Consider the following 16,010-nt stretch of genomic DNA (forward strand, 5'->3'; position numbering starts at 1 on the left):
TGATAGGTGGCGGCGCGCAGGGACGCGTAGGTGGCCGGGCCGACCAGGCCGTCGGTGATCAGGCCCCGCTGCTGTTGGAAGGCACGCACGGCGTGCTCGACCTCGGCGTCGAAGACGATCTCGCCGTCCTGCGGGTTCCCGGACAGCAGCCCCAGCGCGATGAGAGTCGACCTGATCTCGGCAACAGCCGGACCGACGTCACCGCGACGGAGAACCTGCATACACCCTCGCTCGTCTAGGGCGCCGGATACCTCCGGCGCGGTGTGGACGCTTCATTGTGCCCTGTCCGTGACAATGCTCAGAACGGGGCTACTCAGAGCGTTCGGCCCATTACGGAGCTGGTCCGAACGGCCCAGACGAGCGGTGGCCCGTGCGTCAGAGAGTAAGACGCACGGGCCACTCGAAAGGGTTGCCTCTCGGCGTGTCACAGCACGGACGACAGCTCCGCCAGCATCGCGGCCTTCGGCTTGGCGCCCACGATCTGCTTCACCGGCTCGCCGCCCTGGAACAGCATCATGGTCGGCACCGACATGATCTGGTACTTGCGGGCGATCTCAGGGTTGGCGTCGATGTCCAGCTTGGCCACGGTCAGCTTGTCGGCGTGCTCGCCCGCGATCTCCTCGAGCACCGGAGCGACCATCTTGCACGGGCCGCACCACGTCGCCCAGAAGTCGACGAGCACCGGCTTGTCGCTCTTGATGACGTCGGCGTCGAAGGACTTGTCCGTGACGATGACGGTGTTGCCGGCCATGGTGATCTCCTACGGGGTCGAAGGGGGATGTCAGTTGACGGGGACGGCGGTCGCCTCGGGCTCGGCTACGGCGTCGGCGTGCTCGGCCAGCCAGCGTTCAGCGTCGATGGCCGCCGCGCAACCCGAGCCGGAGGCGGTGATGGCCTGCCGGTAGGTGTGGTCGACCAGGTCGCCGGCCGCGAAGACGCCGTCGAGCTTGGTGTAGGTGGACGGCGCCTGGACCTGCACGTAGCCGGCCTCGTCCAGGTCGAGCTGATCGGCGACCAGCGCGCTGCGCGGGTCGTGCCCGATGGCCATGAACAGGCCGGTGACCGGCAGTTCCGACTCGACGCCGGTCTGCGTGTCGCGGACCTTCACGCCGGTGACGGTGGTGTCGCCGAGCACCTCGAGAACCTCGGTGTTCAGCTGCCACTTGATCTTCTCGTTGGCCCGGGCGCGCTCAAGCATGATCCGGGAGGAGCGGAACTCCTCGCGCCGGTGGATGACCGTCACGCTGCGGGCGAAGCGGGTGAGGAAGGTGGCCTCCTCCATCGCCGAGTCGCCGCCGCCGACGACTGCGATGTCCTGGTCGCGGAAGAAGAAGCCGTCACAGGTGGCACAGGCCGACACGCCACGGCCCAGCAGCTTCTGCTCGCCCGGAATGTTCAGGTAGCGAGCGGCCGCGCCCATCGCGAGCACCACCGCACGGGCCGCGTGGCGCACGCCGTTGGCCGTGACGTACTTGATGTCGCCGGTCAGCTCGACCTGTTCCACGTCCTCGGTGCGTAGCTCGGCTCCGAAGCGCTCGGCCTGCGCCCGCATCTGCTCCATGAGGTCGGGACCCATGATGCCGTCACGGAAGCCGGGGTAGTTCTCCACCTCGGTCGTGGTCATCAGGGCGCCGCCGAACTGGGTCCCCTCGAACACCAGGGGCGCCAACTGGGCCCTGGCCGCGTAGACCGCCGCGGTGTAGCCCGCGGGGCCGGACCCGACGATGATCAGGTCCCGCACTTCTGATTCCGCCGCCACTGACACGACCTCCGTATCGCGCTCGCCAGACAATCCCTAGAACGCGATGGTAGGTGCCCGGCATTCCACACCGGAGAGTGACGGCCGGCACCAGGCCGGCCGTCACTCCAAGAAGACAACAACGCTGTGTCAGCCGCCGATGGTCGAGTTGGCGAGCGTCGAGGGCTTGCCGGCGGCGCAGTCCGTGCCGACCACCAGCAGCTGGTAGCGGGCGGCCTTGCCGGTCGGCAGCAGCAGCATCTCGGCCGGCTTGCCGTCGACCGTGGCCTGGCGGCCGAACAGCGGCTTGGCCGCGCCGTCCAGGCCGTTGGCGGTCAGGCAGGCGCTGAGCCTGCCGGCGTCGGCGAACGGCCCGTAGTCCTGGGCCCCGAGCGCCTTGACGCCGGCGCCGGGCAGGTCGGTGCTGTGCAAGGCCAGCGGGCCGTTGTGCGGGTCGGTCTGGATGCTGGTGTTGGGGATGGCCTGCGGCGTGCCGGCGGTGTCGCCGCCGGGCACGGTGACCACCACGATGCCGATGGCCACCGCGGCGGCGGTGACCACGCCACCGGCGATGCCCAACAGACGGTTGCGGCGTTGGCGGGCGTCGGCCAGGTTGACCACGGGCGCGATCGGCGGCTGCGGCGGCGTCATGGGGCCGGCGGCCGGTCGCAAGGGAACAGGGGGCGGCACAGCGGCCAGCGGAATGCCGTGCGGGGGCGTGGCGTCGCTGCGGGCAGCGGCCTCGGCCGCCAGGGCGGCGTCCAGACGGGCGGCGACGTCATCGGGCATGCGCATCGGCGGCAACGAGGCCAGCTCGGCCTGGGTGGCGTCGAGGGCGGCCAGCACCGCGAGGGCGTCGGCGTCGAGACCGGACCGATCGCCACCGTCGGCGTGCAGGTCGGCGAGCAGGTCAACGGACCACGGCTGCCCACCGTGGGGCGAATCCCCGTTCATCGGCCCTCCCAGTGGCGTTGCGGATGCGAACCCGGTGCACTACCTGGGACGTTCGCATCTGCACTTGGGTTCCGCAGGTGCCCGAGAAGTTTCGCCAGCTTCGTCCGGCCCCGTGCGCAGCGGCTTTTCACCGTGCCCTCGGCGATACCCAGCATCTTGGCAGTCTCCGCCACGGAGTATCCCTCGACGTCGACCATGACGATGGGCACGCGCTGCTCGGCGGGCAGCTCGTGCAACGCCTCCTGAACGACCATCCGGGTCTGCAGCTCCGACACGGCGTCGCGGGGGACGCTGGGTTCCTGCCCGCCGGCCTCCGGCAGCGGCACGGTCGGCTTGCGGCGGCGGATCCGGTCGAGGCAGGCGTTGACCACGATGCGGTGCAGCCAGGTCGTCACCTGCGATTCGGCACGGAACGACCCGGCGGCGCGAAACGCCGAGATGAAGGCCTCCTGGAGTGCGTCAGCCGCCTCGTCCGGATCGCGCAGGGTGCGAACGGCCACCGCCCACATCCGATCCCGATGTCGCCTGACCAGCTCCCCGAAAGCGTGCGGATCGCCGGCGGCATGAGCCGCTATCAGGTCGGCGTCCGAGCTGGCGGCTGCGGTCACCCGGTGAGGATATCGGTCCTGCGTTCAGGCCCTTTGACGCGGCCGAACGGGTGATCACCGCGCGCCGATGAACTTCACTTCCGACAGCTGCGAGGCCCAGAGCTTGCCGCTGGGGCTCATGGTGGTGATCCACACGATGACGCGGTCGCTGGGCGAGGCCATCTTCACCGGAATCGTGGTCTCCCCCGCGGTCAGCGTGCCGCTGCCGACGACCAGCGTCTGCTGGAGCTGCGGCTGGGCGCTGGACGCGGTGCGGATCTCGATCTTGGTGTTGGCGCTGGGCGAGGTGATGACGACCTGGGCCAGCTTGACCGGCTGGCTGAAGGTGGCCATCAGGCCGATGCCCGGCTTCAGGGCCGGGAAGTTGTTCAGGTACTTGTCCGTGCGCCACGACGTGTTGGGGTCGCCGTCGATGGCCAGTGCGCCCTTGGTCGGGCTGTCGGGGTCGCTGGCCACGTTGAACACGCTCACGCCGGCCGGCTTCACCGGGCCGGAGGTCGGCGTGGGGGCGTGTTGATGGACTGCTTGTTCTCGCTGGTCGGCACGACCTGGCTGATGACCACGCGGCGGGCCGCCGTCGCCCTTGGTGTTGTTCTCGTTGAGAGCCGACGACCTGCATGGCGACCCAGCCCAGCACCAAATGTTGATACCAGTGTTACGGTATTTTATGAAGGTCCTACCGCTCAGAATGGTTGGGCGGTGGCCCTGATTCCCATCTTCGGACCGTTTCCGATACATTCGGGATTTAGGGAAGGCACCTTGCTGCAGATTTCGTCCGCTATTCCCGCTTAGGGCATCGAAGTCAGGCAAAATTCCCAGATTGCCTCAAAAAGTCGCATCATGTGTATTTTTGCATAGTAGAAATGGCGCGGAACGAGGTCCGTTTGTCCATCATCGCGAGAGGCAACGGATATGTGAGTCGGTTCACGGGAGAGTAGAGCCCCATAGTGCCCTAAAACGGTGAAAAAGATTCCCTTCACGTCGTCACGGGACGTCGCCTCGGCCCGCGGCCCGGGGAAGGCCAGCCGGAGCTGGCCCTCGGGGGTCACGCGGATCCGCTGCGGGTGCTCGGTGCCCAGCACGAGGCCGGCGTGGTGCGCGCCCTCGACGCCGGCGGCCAGCGGCTCCAGCAGGCGGGACGCGGTGGCGGCGGGCAGCGGCCCGTCGGCGATGAGGTCGATCAGGTCGGTGCCGTTGGTCCACTCGGCGACGATGATGCCGAGGATCTGCTCCCGCGGCGTGATGCCGTTGCCGGGGCTGAGCACGTCCAGGATCCGGGACACGCCGGGGTGGGCGTAGCTGGCGGCGTGCATGGCCCGCTCGACGGTCCGTCGAACCCTCGCGGCCGCGCGTGCGTCAGCCTGATTGCCGAGCAACACGGTCAGTGCGACGTCCCGGCCCAGTTGCCCGTCGCGGGCTCGCCACAGCTGCGCGTTGCAGCGGGCGTCCGTGCCGGAGTAGTGGAGCAGCCGGTAGCGGCCGTCGCCGACCATGCCGCCCGGCAGGAGGGCATGGCTGGGCGGCCCGGCAGTTTCTCTGCCGGGCGGGGCCATCTCGGTCGGCCAGGTGCTCACCGCGTGCTTCTCCCGTCCCGCTCGGGGTCGAGGGTACGTGAAACCGGTCGGTCGGGCCCTGGGTGAACCCTCAGGTCCGTCGCACGAATCGGGTGATTCGGCTCAGCGCCGGCTGAAGTTCGTGCACCCTGAGCAAGGTCATCATGCCGAATGCGCAGGCGAGGCCCAGCAGACCGCCGCCGACGACGGTCAACCAAGCGCCACCCGCGCGGTGGATACCCCCGGGAATGTATCGGGTAACCACCAGGGCCACGGCGAGTGCCACCGCGGCGCCCCACACGGAGCTGACGCTGGTCTTGACGTAGGTCTTCACCACACGGCGGCTGCCGAGCTTGCCGAACCGGCGGCGCAGCCACAGCTCCCCCAGCACCATGCCGACGACGTAGGTGAGGCCGTTGACGCAGGCGATGCCGTAGACCACGTCCTGGGCGGGGAGCACGAACGGGCAGGCGAAGGTCAGTGGGACCTGGAAGATCACCATGAACAGGCGCAGCACGGTCGGCGTGCGCGAGTCGTTGAACGCGTAGAACACCCGCAGCTGAAGCAGTGTGACGGCGTAGGGCAGCAGCAGGAAGGCCGACGCCGTCACGCCTAAACCCAGCTCGAAGGCGCCCGTGGACTCCGAGGACTTGATCGAGAACAGCGCCACGCCCATGGCCGGCCCGAGCACGGTCATCAGCGCGCTGATCGGGACCAGCATCACGGCGGTCAGCCGGCTGCCCTGCGACAGGTAGTCCAGCACGCCGGGCACGTCGCCCTCGGCGGCGGCCTGGCTCATCTTCGGCATGATCGCGGTGAGCAGGGACACGCCCAGCACGCCGTAGGGCACCTGGAGCAGGTTCCACGACTGGAGGTAGATCGACAGGCCGCCGCCGGCCGCGCCGGTGGCCACCCGGGTGGTCGCCCACACCGTGACCTGGCTGACCAGCACGTAGCCGAAGGCCCAGCCCATCAGGCCGCCGAACTGGGTGATCCGCTTGTCCCAACCCCACCGCCAGCGCAGCTTGAAGCCGCTGCGCAGCAGCGCCGGCACCAGCACGACGGCCTGCGCGGCCACGCCCAGCGAGCTGCCGATGCCCAGCACCAGGAACTTGGCGTCGGTGAAGTGGAACGGGTTCAGGTCGCGGTCGCCCGGCAGGATCACGTAGGCGGCCAGCGTGCCGAACATGATCACGTTGTTGGCCACCGGGGCCCAGGCCGGCGCCTTGAAGATGTTCTGCGCGTTGAGGATGGCGCTGAACAGGGCGCTGATCCCGTAGAACAGGATCTCCGGCAGCACCAGGTAGCCGAAGGCGGTGACCACCTCGGGCCGGGACTGGCCGGACGAGCTGTCCACGAACACCTGGGTCAGCAGCGGCGCGCAGGCCACCGCCAGCACCGTGACGGCCAGCAGCATGACGGTGCCCATGGTGACCAGGCGCTGGGTGTACGCGACGCCCTTGTCCTCGTCGTCGTGCCTGGCCTTGATCAGCACCGGGATCATCACGCTGGTCAGCACGTTGCCGACGAAAAGCTCGTAGATCATGTTCGGGAAGTTGTTGGCCGCGTTGTAGGCGTCCTGGGTGGCGGTGATGCCCAGCAGCACGGTCAGGGCCAGCCGCCAGCCGAAACCGGTGACCCGGCTGATCAGCGTGGCGACGGCCATCGAACCGCTCGCCTTGGCCAGTGACGGGGTCTGCTCTCCCTGGAGATCCGCCGCTCTGATGACGATGGTCGCCGGCTCGCTCAACTCTCGCTCGACCTTTCGTCGCCGGGCACGCCGGCGGTCAGCTTCTCGGGAACGGGAGCGTGCACCGGCTCGGTGGCCTCGGCGGGGGCCTCCGGCTGCTCCTTGCGCTTGCGGGACGCGGCGATTCGACGGTAGATGCGCCGTCCGGACAGGCCGAACAGCGCCGCGGCGGCGATACCGGTGATCACCAGGTTGACCGTGCCGAACGCGGTGGACGTCAGCTCGATGCGGGCCGGGCCGCCCAGCGCGGTCCGGCCGGAGGTGGTGCTCAGCGAGACCGTCGCGGTGAAGCGGCCGCTGCGGGACACGGTGGAGTTGATCAGCACGTCGCGGGGCAGGCCGGCGGAGATCCACTGGAACGAGGGCGGGGCGGTGACCCCGCTCAGCGACTGGAACTTCACGCTGACCTTCACCCGCACCGGCAGGTTGTTGACCATGCGCACCGGCAGCGGGCTGTCCTCGGAGGCCAGCGTGATGGGGCTGCGCGGCTGCACGACGCCGACCTGGCCCTCGATGCCGGCCAACAGCCCGGCCGACACCGATGCGGCGGCGGCCGCGCCGGCGTCGTTGCCCCGCCAGGCGCCCGAGGCGGCCCGCAGCAGGGCGTCGAACGTGGGCGACATCACCTGCTCAGGTGTGTCGGGACGGGTCGGGTCCTGCTGGAGCGAGTCGTAGACGTCCCACGCGTGGGTGGTCGTCTCGGCCACGTCGCGGGCGGCGACCTCGGACAGCTCAGCGCCCTGCGCGGAGTAGCCGGGGGCGACCTTCGCGCTCGGTGTCGGGCCCGAGGCCAGCGACGCCAGCCCGGCGGCCGACAGGTACTGCTGGTCGACCATCGTCTGGACGCCTTCAAGCAGGGACTGTGCGTCCGCCTTGGAGGCGGTCCACTGGTGCGGCGGGGCGATCACGATCGGCGACGCCGAGCCCGTGTGCAGCTGAAGCGCGGACAGCGCCGCCGCCGGGCCGTTGGCCAGCGCGGCCGTGACCAGGTCGTCGATGCGGATCACACGCGGGCCCTTGTCGCCCAGCTGCGTCGGGTCCGAGCCGGGCACGGTGGCCGACGACAGCAGGACGCTGCTCACCTTGGCGCTCTTGAGCAGGTCGCTGTCCAGCGTCTGCTGCGAGTTGTCGGTGAACGCGGCCAGCGTCTTCGGATCCAGCTGGCCGTCGATCGGCCAGGTCATGCCGGTCAGCGGGGCGACACCCAGCGCCTGACGCAGCACGGTGCCGGCCAGCGCGTACTGCACGAGCGGGGTGCCGCCGGCGCGGGCCAGGGCGTTCAGGTCGGCGTCGGCCCCGGGCAGGGCGAACACGCAGCGGCCCGGCACATCCTGCTTGAGGCGGTCCAGCCAGGCGTGCGCGGCGGCCTGCCCCTTGCCGGCGACCTGCCCGCCCGGCGCCTGCACGTGATAGCCGGCGGCCATCGCCTGCACGGTGGTCACAAGGTCGGGGTCGATGGCCAGGCAGATGGCCTGGGTCAGCCCGAACGACGCCTGCTCGTACGCGCCGAGCAGGCCGTCCAGCCGACCACCCGCGGCCAGCTCGCCGGCCATGTCGTCGTCGGTGAGCACGGCACTGCCGTCGTCGGTCGGACAGCGGCCACAGCACGCTGACCTTGGCCGGCGTCTGCGGCTTGGCCATGCCCTCGCCGCCGGGCAGCGACAGCACCCGGCAGCACGGTGGTGGCCTGGCCGACCTTGGCCAGCCCGCCGAAGTCCGGCACGCCGTTGACGTTGACCATCAGCGGGTACACGCCGGGCGCGTCGATCTCCAGGCTGTTCGCGCTGGGGGCGTGCAGCGTGACGTTGACGGTGAAGGTGGCCGACTGGCCGGGGGCCAACGACGGCGCGGCCGGCTGGAAGTTGCTGAACTTGACGCCGGTCTGGGGCTTGGACAGGGCCGTGCGCAGCCCGTTCTCGTCCAGCCGGTCGCCACGCTCCAGGCGGACCTCGGCCTTGGACACCCGGCGGTCGCCGACGTTGGTCAGCTTGCCGCTGACCGTGATCGCGTCCGGCTGGCCCGAGGTGACGGGCTCAGGTGTGACCTGGCTGATGTCGATCCTGATGCGGTTCTGCTGGTCGGACTCCTGAGCGGTGGCATTCGACGGGGCGAGAGTCAGCGTCGCGATGCCGGCGGCCGCGACCGCGGCCAGCAGCTTTTTCACGCGTTCACCTCGCCAGCGCTCGGCGAACGCCTGAAAGATTTCCCTGTGCTCAATGGTGAGCTCGCAAGCTCGCTCACGCTGTCTCCGCCCCGGAACGCTCGCTGGAGGCTGACCCGTCGGAGAGCAGGTCGAGCGCCAGCCGCACCAGGCGGCGCTCGTCGGCGTAGGCGAGCAAGTCGTCCAGCTCGCCCAGCGGCACCCATGCCACCTCGGTGACCTCCACGTCCTCGTCTGACAGTTCTCCGCCCACCGCTTCGAGCAGGAAGTGGTGGACCGTCTTGTGCACCCGGCGGTCCTCGGCCACGAACCAGTAGTCGATCGTGCCGAGGGTGCGCAGGACCTTGCTCTCGATGCCGGTCTCCTCGCCGACCTCGCGAATCGCGGTCTGCTCGGACGTCTCACCGGCCTCGATGTGCCCCTTGGGCAGCGACCACAGCAGCCGACCGCGCCGGTCGAGCCTGCCAATGATCGCAGCGGCCCCGTGCGCCTCGTCGAGCACCAGCCCACCGGCCGAGGTCTCGTCGACGGTTCGCAGCCGACGGCCCCGGCGCCGGTTGCGGCGCCCCGGCTTGGTTCCGCCGGAACGACCGGTCGACGGGGACATGCACGCGATGGTAGTGGTCAGTCCCGTGTGCTGGCCGTTGCAGGGCGATCGCGCTCCGACACCGGCATGCGCTACCGATACGCTGCCTTGTCGTGCCCGGTTCGAATTCCCCCGACCTGTCCGACTCCGTGCGTGAGAATGCCGTCGTGGAACTGCTGCGCGTCGCCCCCGTCGCCGAGGAGCTGGCCGCCCGTTTCGCGGCCGCGGGCCACCGGCTGTACCTGGTCGGCGGGCCGGTGCGCGACGTGTTGCTCGACCGGATGGGCAATGACCTGGACTTCACCACCGACGCCCGGCCGCAGCAGGTGCTGTCACTCGTTCGGTCCTGGGCGGACGCGGTCTGGGAGACCGGCATCGCCTACGGCACGGTCGGCCTGGCCAAGGACGGCCACCAACTGGAGGTCACCACCTTCCGGGCCGACGCCTACGACCGGGTCAGCCGCAATCCCGAGGTGACCTTCGGCGACTCCATCGAGGCCGACCTGCTGCGCCGCGACTTCACCGTGAACGCGATGGCCGTCGAGCTGACCGAAAGGCGCTTTGTCGACCCGTACGGCGGCATGGACGCGCTCGCGGCCAAGGTGCTGGACACGCCGGCCACCCCGCAGGAGTCCTTCGCCGACGACCCGCTGCGCATGCTGCGGGCCGCCCGCTTCGTCAGCCAACTGGGCTTCACGCCCGCGCCCCGCGTGGTCGAGGCCATGACGTCGATGGCCGACCAGATCACCCGCATCACCGCGGAGCGGGTGCAGACCGAAGTGTCCAAGCTGCTCTGCGGCGCGTACCCGAAGCTGGGCATCGAGCTGCTGGTGCAGACCGGGCTCGCCGCCCACGTGCTGCCCGAGCTGCCGGAGATGCGGCTGGAGATCGACGAGCACCACCAGCACAAGGACGTCTACCAGCACTCGCTGGTCGTGCTGGACCAGGCGATCGCCCAGGAGGAGGACGGCCCGGACCTGATCCTGCGGCTGGCCGCGCTGCTGCACGACATCGGCAAGCCGGCGACGCGGCGGTTCGAGGAGGGCGGCGGCGTCAGCTTCCACCACCACGAGGTGGTCGGGGCGAAGATGGTGCGCAAGCGGTTGCGGGAGCTGAAGTACAGCAAGGAGATCGTCACCGACGTGTCCCAGCTGGTGTTCCTGCACCTGCGCTTCCACGGCTACGGCAAGGGCGAGTGGACCGACTCCGCGGTGCGCCGCTACGTCACCGACGCCGGGCCGCTGCTGTCCCGCCTGCACAAGCTGGTGCGGGCCGACTGCACCACGCGCAACAAGCGCAAGGCGCAGCACCTCCAGCGGACCTACGACGAGCTGGAGGAGCGCATCGCCCGCATCGCGGCCGACGAGGACCTGGCCCGCGTGCGGCCGGACCTGGACGGCAACGAGATCATGCGGCTGCTGAACGTGCCACCGGGCCCGATCGTCGGCAAGGCCTGGACGTTCCTCAAGGACCTCCGCCTCGACCGCGGGCCGCTGGAGCACGACGTGGCCGTGGCCGAGCTGTTCGCGTGGGCCCGGGAGCAGGGCGTCGACGTCCCGGACTGATGTTTCATGTGAAACGTCAACGGGGGCTGTTGGGGTGGGCCCGCAGCACCAGCCGGTAGCCGGCCAGCCCGAGCAGGTACACCGCGGCGGTGCCGATCACCACGCCCGGCGACCGGCCGTCGGGCGGCACGATGGTGGCCACCACCGCGACGCCGACGACCATCGCCGCGTTGAAGACCGTGTCGGAGACCGCGAACACCCGGCCCCGGGACTGGTCGGCCACGTCGCGTTGGATGGCCGCGTCCACGTTCAGCTTCACCGTCTGGCCGCAGAACGTGACGACGAAGGTGGCCACCAGCAGCGACGGCACGGTCATCGGCAGGCCGAACCCGACCAGGCCGATGCAGGCCACCACCAGCCCGGCGCTCACCACGGCCGGCCGGCCGAACCGTCGCACCAGCCCCGGCGTGAAGAAACCGGCTACGACCAGACCGCCGGCGCCGGCGGCCACGGCCTCGGTCAGCCCGCCCGCGCCGGCCCGCATCATGCCGTTGCTGTGCAGCGCGAACTTCATCAGCAACACGATGACCAGCAGGGACGCGCCGTAGGCGATGCGGTGCGCGGTCAGTGCGATGAAGCCCGCCGCCACGCTTGGCACGCGCAGCGCCGCCCGGCCGCCGTCGACCATGCCCTTGGCCACCGCGATGAACGCCACGTTCGACTCGTCGACCTCGTCCGGGCCGAGCACGCCGGCCGCGAACTGGGCCGCGAACAGCGCCGACACCAGCGCGCCGACGATCGCCACGGCCGTCACCTGCGCGGATCCGACGTTGCCCGCGCCGAGCACGTTGCGCAGCCCGAAGGCCGTCGCGCCGCCGATCGCCGCCGCCGCGGAGGCCAACGTCGCCACCATCGAGTTGCCGGTGACCAGATCCCTCGGCTCCACCACGTGCGGCAGCGCCGCCGAAAGGCCCGCGCCGATGAACCGGCTGGCGCCCATCACCAGCAGCGCGGCGGCGTACAGCGGGCCGTTGCTCAGCCCGAAACCGTCGGCCGCGGCCGACAGCATCACCAGAATCACCCGAAGGAAGTTCGCGACGATCAGCAGCCGCCGCCGGTCCCACCGGTCCAGCAGCGCCCCCGCGAACGGGCCGACCACCGAGTACGGGACGAGGATCACCGCGAAGCCGCCGGCGATGGCCAGCGGATCGGCCTGGCGCTCCGGATTGAACAGCACCGCGCCGGCCAGCCCGGCCTGGAACAGGCCGTCGGCCCACTGCGAGGACAGCCGGCAGAACAGCAGCCGCCGGAAGCCCGGATCACCCAGCATCCTGCGCACGGCGTGTCCGTCTGCGACCACGGCAGCAGACTACGTGCCGGACATCGGCGCGGTCCCCGATATGACGCTCCCGCTTAGTGGGATCATGGCGGCGTGCGCCCCGACCGCGATGTCGAGCCCGGTTCACTGCTGGTGGCCTCGCCGAAACTGCTCGACTCCAACTTCCGCCGCACCGTGGTCTACGTCATCGACCACCGGGGCGCGGGCACGCTCGGCGTGGTGCTGAACCGGCCGAGCGAGGTCGCGGTGCACGACGTGCTGCCGGCCTGGGGTCCCTACGTCACCAAGCCGCAGGCCGTTTTCGTCGGCGGACCGGTGGATCAGAAGACCGCGCTGTGCCTGGCCGCGCTCAACACCGGCGAGGACGTCGGCAGCACCGACGGCGTGATCGCGGTGCGGGGCCCGGTGGCCATGGTCGACCTGGACTCCGACCCGGAGTCGCTGGTGTCGAAGGTCCGCGGTTTACGAGTGTTCGCCGGCTACGCCGGCTGGGACGTCGACCAGCTGTCCGGGGAGATCGAGCGCGGCGACTGGTTCGTGGTGGCCGGGCTGCCCGGCGACGTGCTCACGCCGCCGGGCGTCGACCTGTGGGGACGGGTGCTGCGCCGCCAGGGCATGCCGCTGGCGCTGCAGGCCAGCCACCCGGGCGACGTGCTGCGCAACTGATCGTTCGGGCAGGTCGGTGTCAGCCCTTGACCAGGCTGCAGCCACCGCAGGCGCAGCCGGCGCAGCCCGCCGGTAGCGTCGGCTCCGGTTCCGGCAGGGCGTCGGCGGCCCTGGTGCCGGTGGCGGCGCCGGCGACCACGATCGCCAGCATGCCGACGACGCCGACGGCCAGCGGCACGATCGAGTCGTGCAGGGCCAGCGAGGTGGCCGAGCCGATCACACCGACCAGGCCGGCGACCACGGTCGGCAGCCCCGACACGCGGTTGGCGAGGCTGAACGCCTCCTCGCTGCGCATCGCCGCCTCCGTGCGCACGCCGAAGAACCGGTTGCGGCGCAGCGTGCCGCGCAGGCCGAGCCCGCCGACCACGGCGAAGGACACGCCGACGACCAGGACAACCACCGATACCGTCGTGACTGCGAGGTTCACACCATGGAGGGTAGGCGTTATCCCATGGCCACCAGGACTTCACCCCGGTCGTATGTGCTGCACGCCATGTTCAGACGCAGCCTCACCATCGCCACCGTGGCACTGCTGGCGACCGGACTGACCGCGGGCGCCGCGACCGCGAGCCCGTCCCGGGTCCGCCTGCTCGGCGAGCAGATCGTGCCGTTCAACCTGCCGTTCCAGGGCACCACCGTCGGCGGTCTGTCGGCCATCGACCGCGATCCCCGCACCGGCCAGTACGTGCTGATCAGCGACGACCGCTCCGTCTGGCAAGCGCAGCTGGCACCGAGCAGTCAGGTACAACTGTAGCGCTAGACTGCGACATGACCTGGAGTTAGTTTCATGTTTGCCACGAACAGGAAATCGACCGCGATCCCCGCACCGGCCAGTACGTGCTGATCAGCGACGACCGCTCGGCCATCAACCCGGCCCGGTTCTACACCGCCAAGATCGACGTGGACGAGCACGGCGTCAACTCCGTGCAGTTCACCGGGACGCACCCGTTCCTGCGGCCCGACGGCAAGACCTATCCGACGATCAAGGACTGGACCGCGATGCCGTGCACCGCGTCCCGCGAGGTCTGCGACCGGGACGGCACCGTCGACCCGGAGGAGCTCCGTGTCGACCCGTGGACCGGGAACGTGACCTGGAGCCAGGAGGGCGAGCGGATCCTGACCCCGCAGACCACCCTGCTCGACCCGTCGATCCGCCAGGCCCGGCCGGACGGCAGCTACGTCGGCCAGTACCCGCTGCCGGCCAACGAGCGGATGACCACCGACACCATCGGCCCCCGGCAGAACCAGACGCTGGAGGGCATCACCTACGCCGGCGCCGGCACGCTGCTCGTCAGCGAGGTCGAGGACCCGCTGCTCCAGGACGGCCCCGACCCCACCGCGACCTCGGGCGCGCTGACCCGGATCACCGTGCAGAGCCGCTTCGGCCCGGTGCTGGCCCAGTACGCGTACCCGATCGACCCGCTGTTCGCGCCGTCCCCGAGCCCGGCCGACACCAACGGCGTCTCCAGCATGGTCGCCTTCGACCCGATCGACCCGACCCGCTACCTGATGGTCGAGCGGGCCTTCGTCACCGGCGTCGGCAACAAGGTCCGGGTGTACGAGATCGACACCAAGGGCGCCACCAACGTCAAGGACGTGGCCTCGCTGGCCGGCCAGAAGATCAAGCCGGTGAGCAAGAAGCTGCTGGTCGACCTGGACACGTTGGGCCTGCCCAAGGTCGACAACGTCGAGGGCATCACGTGGGGGCCGACGCTGCCCACCGGCGAGCGGTCGCTGCTGCTGGTCAGCGACAACAACTTCAACTCGGGCCAGATCACCCAGGTGATCGCGCTGGCCGTCCGCTAGGCGCTGGCCACCGCGGCCACGCCGTCCATCGTGCCCACGTACGCGTGGTCCTTGGACAGCGACGCCGAGGCGTAGCGCGGTGTGGGGCCGATCTGGACCTGGCCACGCACCGCACCCGTCGCCATGGCCAGGGCGTAGAGGATGCCGCCGGCCGGATCGACCACCCACACCGCGTCGCCGCCTGCCGTCGGGGAGCCGGCCGCGGCGACCGGGGCGGTCCACAGCGGGGTCAGCTGCCCGGCGTTGTCGCAGAGGAACGCCCTCGGGGTGGCGCACGGGATGACCAGCATGTTGTCCAGCGCCACCGCCGAGCCCTGCGACGGGCAGGTGTTGAGCTGCGACGTCACATGCGACAGGTCGGACTGGTCCAGCACGTAGGTGATGCCGCGGTTGCCCGTCACGGCCACGTGCGAGCCGAGCATCACGGGGTTGGTGGCGCCGAGGTCCAGGTTGTTGGCGTTGTCGTCGGCCCAGGCCGGCGGCGTGAAGATGTCGATCCGGTTCAGCTTGTCGACGGCCAGCGCCACCACCGCGTCGCTGTCGTCGTACTGGCCACCGGTCGAGGAGCCGCCGCCGGTCGCGTAGAGCAGGCGCGAGTTGTCCATGACGCCGCCGGCCGGGCCGTCGAAGCCGCCCTTGCGTCGGGTCGGCACGGTGTAGCTGTGCGCGTCGGTGCCGTCGGTTCGTATCGCCATCACCGTGCCGACGTAGTTGCCGCAGTCCCCGGTCAGGCCGCCGTAGGGGATGAAGACCCGGCCGTCGGTCACGGTCAGCGCACCGGCCTGGAGATAGGCGGTGGTGTCCCCGCGCGGCGGATCCACGCTCGCCCGAACCTCGACGGTGCCGGTGTCCAGGTCCAGGCCGACCAGCGTGTGACTGCCGCCCGCGGTCTCGGCCACCGCGTACACCCGGCCGGTGAACCGGTCGTAGGCCATGGCCCCGGTGATGCCCACCGGGTCGATGTCGCCGCAGGGCAGGCCCTTGCGGGGCATCGGGGTGCCTAATCGGGTCTGCCACTGGATCTTGCCCGTGGCCGCGTCCAGCGAGTAGATCGTGTCGCCCTGGGTGGCGGCCAGCACGCGGTCGCCCACGATGAGCGGCTGGCCGTAGACCGCGCCGTCCAGCTTGGTGTGCCAGGCCGAGGACAGCGGACCCGTCGACACGAGGTCGGGCTGAACGCCCTCGCGCTGGTTGGTCCGGTTGAACGTCTGCCAGTCGCCGCTGGGCACCGGCGGCAGCACGGCGTTGACCGTCGTCGAGACGGTGGGCAACGGGGGTGGCGGGGGCGTCGCGGTGCAGGCCGCCACCGACAGAACCAGGCCGATCCAAACCCAGCGCATGAGC

General features: G+C 70.4%; 17 protein-coding genes and 1 pseudogene. 4 read left to right on the top strand and 14 right to left on the bottom strand.

The annotated features are described in order from the left end of the window. The 11 genes from KUTG_RS26475 to KUTG_RS26525 form a co-directional block, all read right to left on the bottom strand. A partial coding sequence (locus tag KUTG_RS26475; RefSeq protein ID WP_043720507.1) for a peptidoglycan-binding domain-containing protein occupies nt 1-221 on the bottom strand: 221 nt, incomplete at its 3' end. Nucleotides 222-424: 203 nt separating this feature from the next. Further along, nucleotides 425-751 (bottom strand): thioredoxin, encoded by a 327-nt coding sequence (trxA, locus tag KUTG_RS26480; RefSeq protein WP_043720510.1) that lies wholly within the window; start codon nt 749-751, stop codon nt 425-427. Nucleotides 752-781: 30 nt separating this feature from the next. Further along, nucleotides 782-1,741, bottom strand: a complete 960-nt coding sequence (gene trxB / locus KUTG_RS26485) for a thioredoxin-disulfide reductase (protein WP_369794512.1) — start codon at nt 1,739-1,741, stop codon at nt 782-784. A gap of 147 nt (nt 1,742-1,888) precedes the next feature. Continuing rightward, nucleotides 1,889-2,692, bottom strand: coding sequence for a hypothetical protein (locus KUTG_RS26490; RefSeq protein ID WP_043720516.1), 804 nt, complete (start codon nt 2,690-2,692; stop codon nt 1,889-1,891). Beyond that, entirely contained in the window at nt 2,689-3,300 is a 612-nt protein-coding gene (sigM, locus tag KUTG_RS26495; RefSeq protein WP_043720519.1) for an RNA polymerase sigma factor SigM, read from the bottom strand. The genes KUTG_RS26490 and sigM overlap by 4 nt, the downstream gene beginning before the upstream one ends. A 54-nt stretch (nt 3,301-3,354) precedes the next feature. Then, entirely contained in the window at nt 3,355-3,771 is a 417-nt protein-coding gene (locus tag KUTG_RS26500; protein WP_157494783.1) for a hypothetical protein, read from the bottom strand. Nucleotides 3,772-4,088: 317 nt separating this feature from the next. After that, nucleotides 4,089-4,874, bottom strand: coding sequence for a protein kinase family protein (locus KUTG_RS26505; protein WP_198047317.1), 786 nt, complete (start codon nt 4,872-4,874; stop codon nt 4,089-4,091). 70 nt (nt 4,875-4,944) lie between these two features. Further along, nucleotides 4,945-6,603, bottom strand: coding sequence for a murein biosynthesis integral membrane protein MurJ (gene murJ, locus KUTG_RS26510; RefSeq protein WP_063753567.1), 1,659 nt, complete (start codon nt 6,601-6,603; stop codon nt 4,945-4,947). After that, nucleotides 6,600-8,174: a DUF6049 family protein gene (locus KUTG_RS26515; protein WP_043720521.1), complete on the bottom strand. Its 1,575-nt coding sequence runs from the start codon at nt 8,172-8,174 to the stop codon at nt 6,600-6,602. The genes murJ and KUTG_RS26515 overlap by 4 nt, the downstream gene beginning before the upstream one ends. After that, nucleotides 8,081-8,767, bottom strand: a complete 687-nt coding sequence (locus tag KUTG_RS26520) for a COG1361 family protein (protein ID WP_043720524.1) — start codon at nt 8,765-8,767, stop codon at nt 8,081-8,083. Before KUTG_RS26520 ends, KUTG_RS26515 begins: the two co-directional genes overlap by 94 nt. Before the next feature lie 73 nt (nt 8,768-8,840). After that, nucleotides 8,841-9,371 (bottom strand): NUDIX hydrolase, encoded by a 531-nt coding sequence (locus KUTG_RS26525; RefSeq protein ID WP_043720527.1) that lies wholly within the window; start codon nt 9,369-9,371, stop codon nt 8,841-8,843. 92 nt (nt 9,372-9,463) lie between these two features. Between KUTG_RS26525 and KUTG_RS26530 the strand changes: the two genes are divergently transcribed. Further along, complete coding sequence (locus KUTG_RS26530; protein ID WP_369794513.1) at nt 9,464-10,915, top strand: CCA tRNA nucleotidyltransferase; 1,452 nt, start codon at nt 9,464-9,466, stop codon at nt 10,913-10,915. Between the two features lie 16 nt (nt 10,916-10,931). Here the strand turns inward: KUTG_RS26530 and KUTG_RS26535 are convergent, their stop codons facing one another. After that, nucleotides 10,932-12,215, bottom strand: a complete 1,284-nt coding sequence (locus tag KUTG_RS26535; protein WP_369794514.1) for an MFS transporter — start codon at nt 12,213-12,215, stop codon at nt 10,932-10,934. Between the two features lie 72 nt (nt 12,216-12,287). Between KUTG_RS26535 and KUTG_RS26540 the strand changes: the two genes are divergently transcribed. Continuing rightward, complete coding sequence (locus tag KUTG_RS26540) at nt 12,288-12,860, top strand: YqgE/AlgH family protein (RefSeq protein ID WP_043720533.1); 573 nt, start codon at nt 12,288-12,290, stop codon at nt 12,858-12,860. Nucleotides 12,861-12,879: 19 nt separating this feature from the next. Here KUTG_RS26540 and KUTG_RS26545 read toward each other — a convergent pair whose 3' ends face one another. Further along, complete coding sequence (locus tag KUTG_RS26545) at nt 12,880-13,287, bottom strand: SdpI family protein (RefSeq protein ID WP_043720536.1); 408 nt, start codon at nt 13,285-13,287, stop codon at nt 12,880-12,882. 66 nt (nt 13,288-13,353) lie between these two features. On the opposite strand from KUTG_RS26545, the gene KUTG_RS63930 reads away from it, so the two are divergent. Continuing rightward, nucleotides 13,354-13,614, top strand: coding sequence for a hypothetical protein (locus KUTG_RS63930; protein WP_369794515.1), 261 nt, complete (start codon nt 13,354-13,356; stop codon nt 13,612-13,614). Between the two features lie 86 nt (nt 13,615-13,700). Further along, a pseudogene (locus KUTG_RS26555) lies at nt 13,701-14,666 on the top strand (esterase-like activity of phytase family protein); the annotation flags it as partial. Here the strand turns inward: KUTG_RS26555 and KUTG_RS26560 are convergent. Further along, a complete protein-coding gene (locus KUTG_RS26560; protein WP_052395436.1) occupies nt 14,663-16,006 on the bottom strand; it encodes an outer membrane protein assembly factor BamB family protein in 1,344 nt (447 codons plus the stop codon). The pseudogene KUTG_RS26555 and the gene KUTG_RS26560 sit on opposite strands and share 4 nt — an antisense overlap. Nucleotides 16,007-16,010 lie beyond the last annotated feature (4 nt).

Source organism: Kutzneria sp. 744 (assembly GCF_000568255.1).
In the GTDB taxonomy this organism is placed as follows: domain Bacteria; phylum Actinomycetota; class Actinomycetes; order Mycobacteriales; family Pseudonocardiaceae; genus Kutzneria.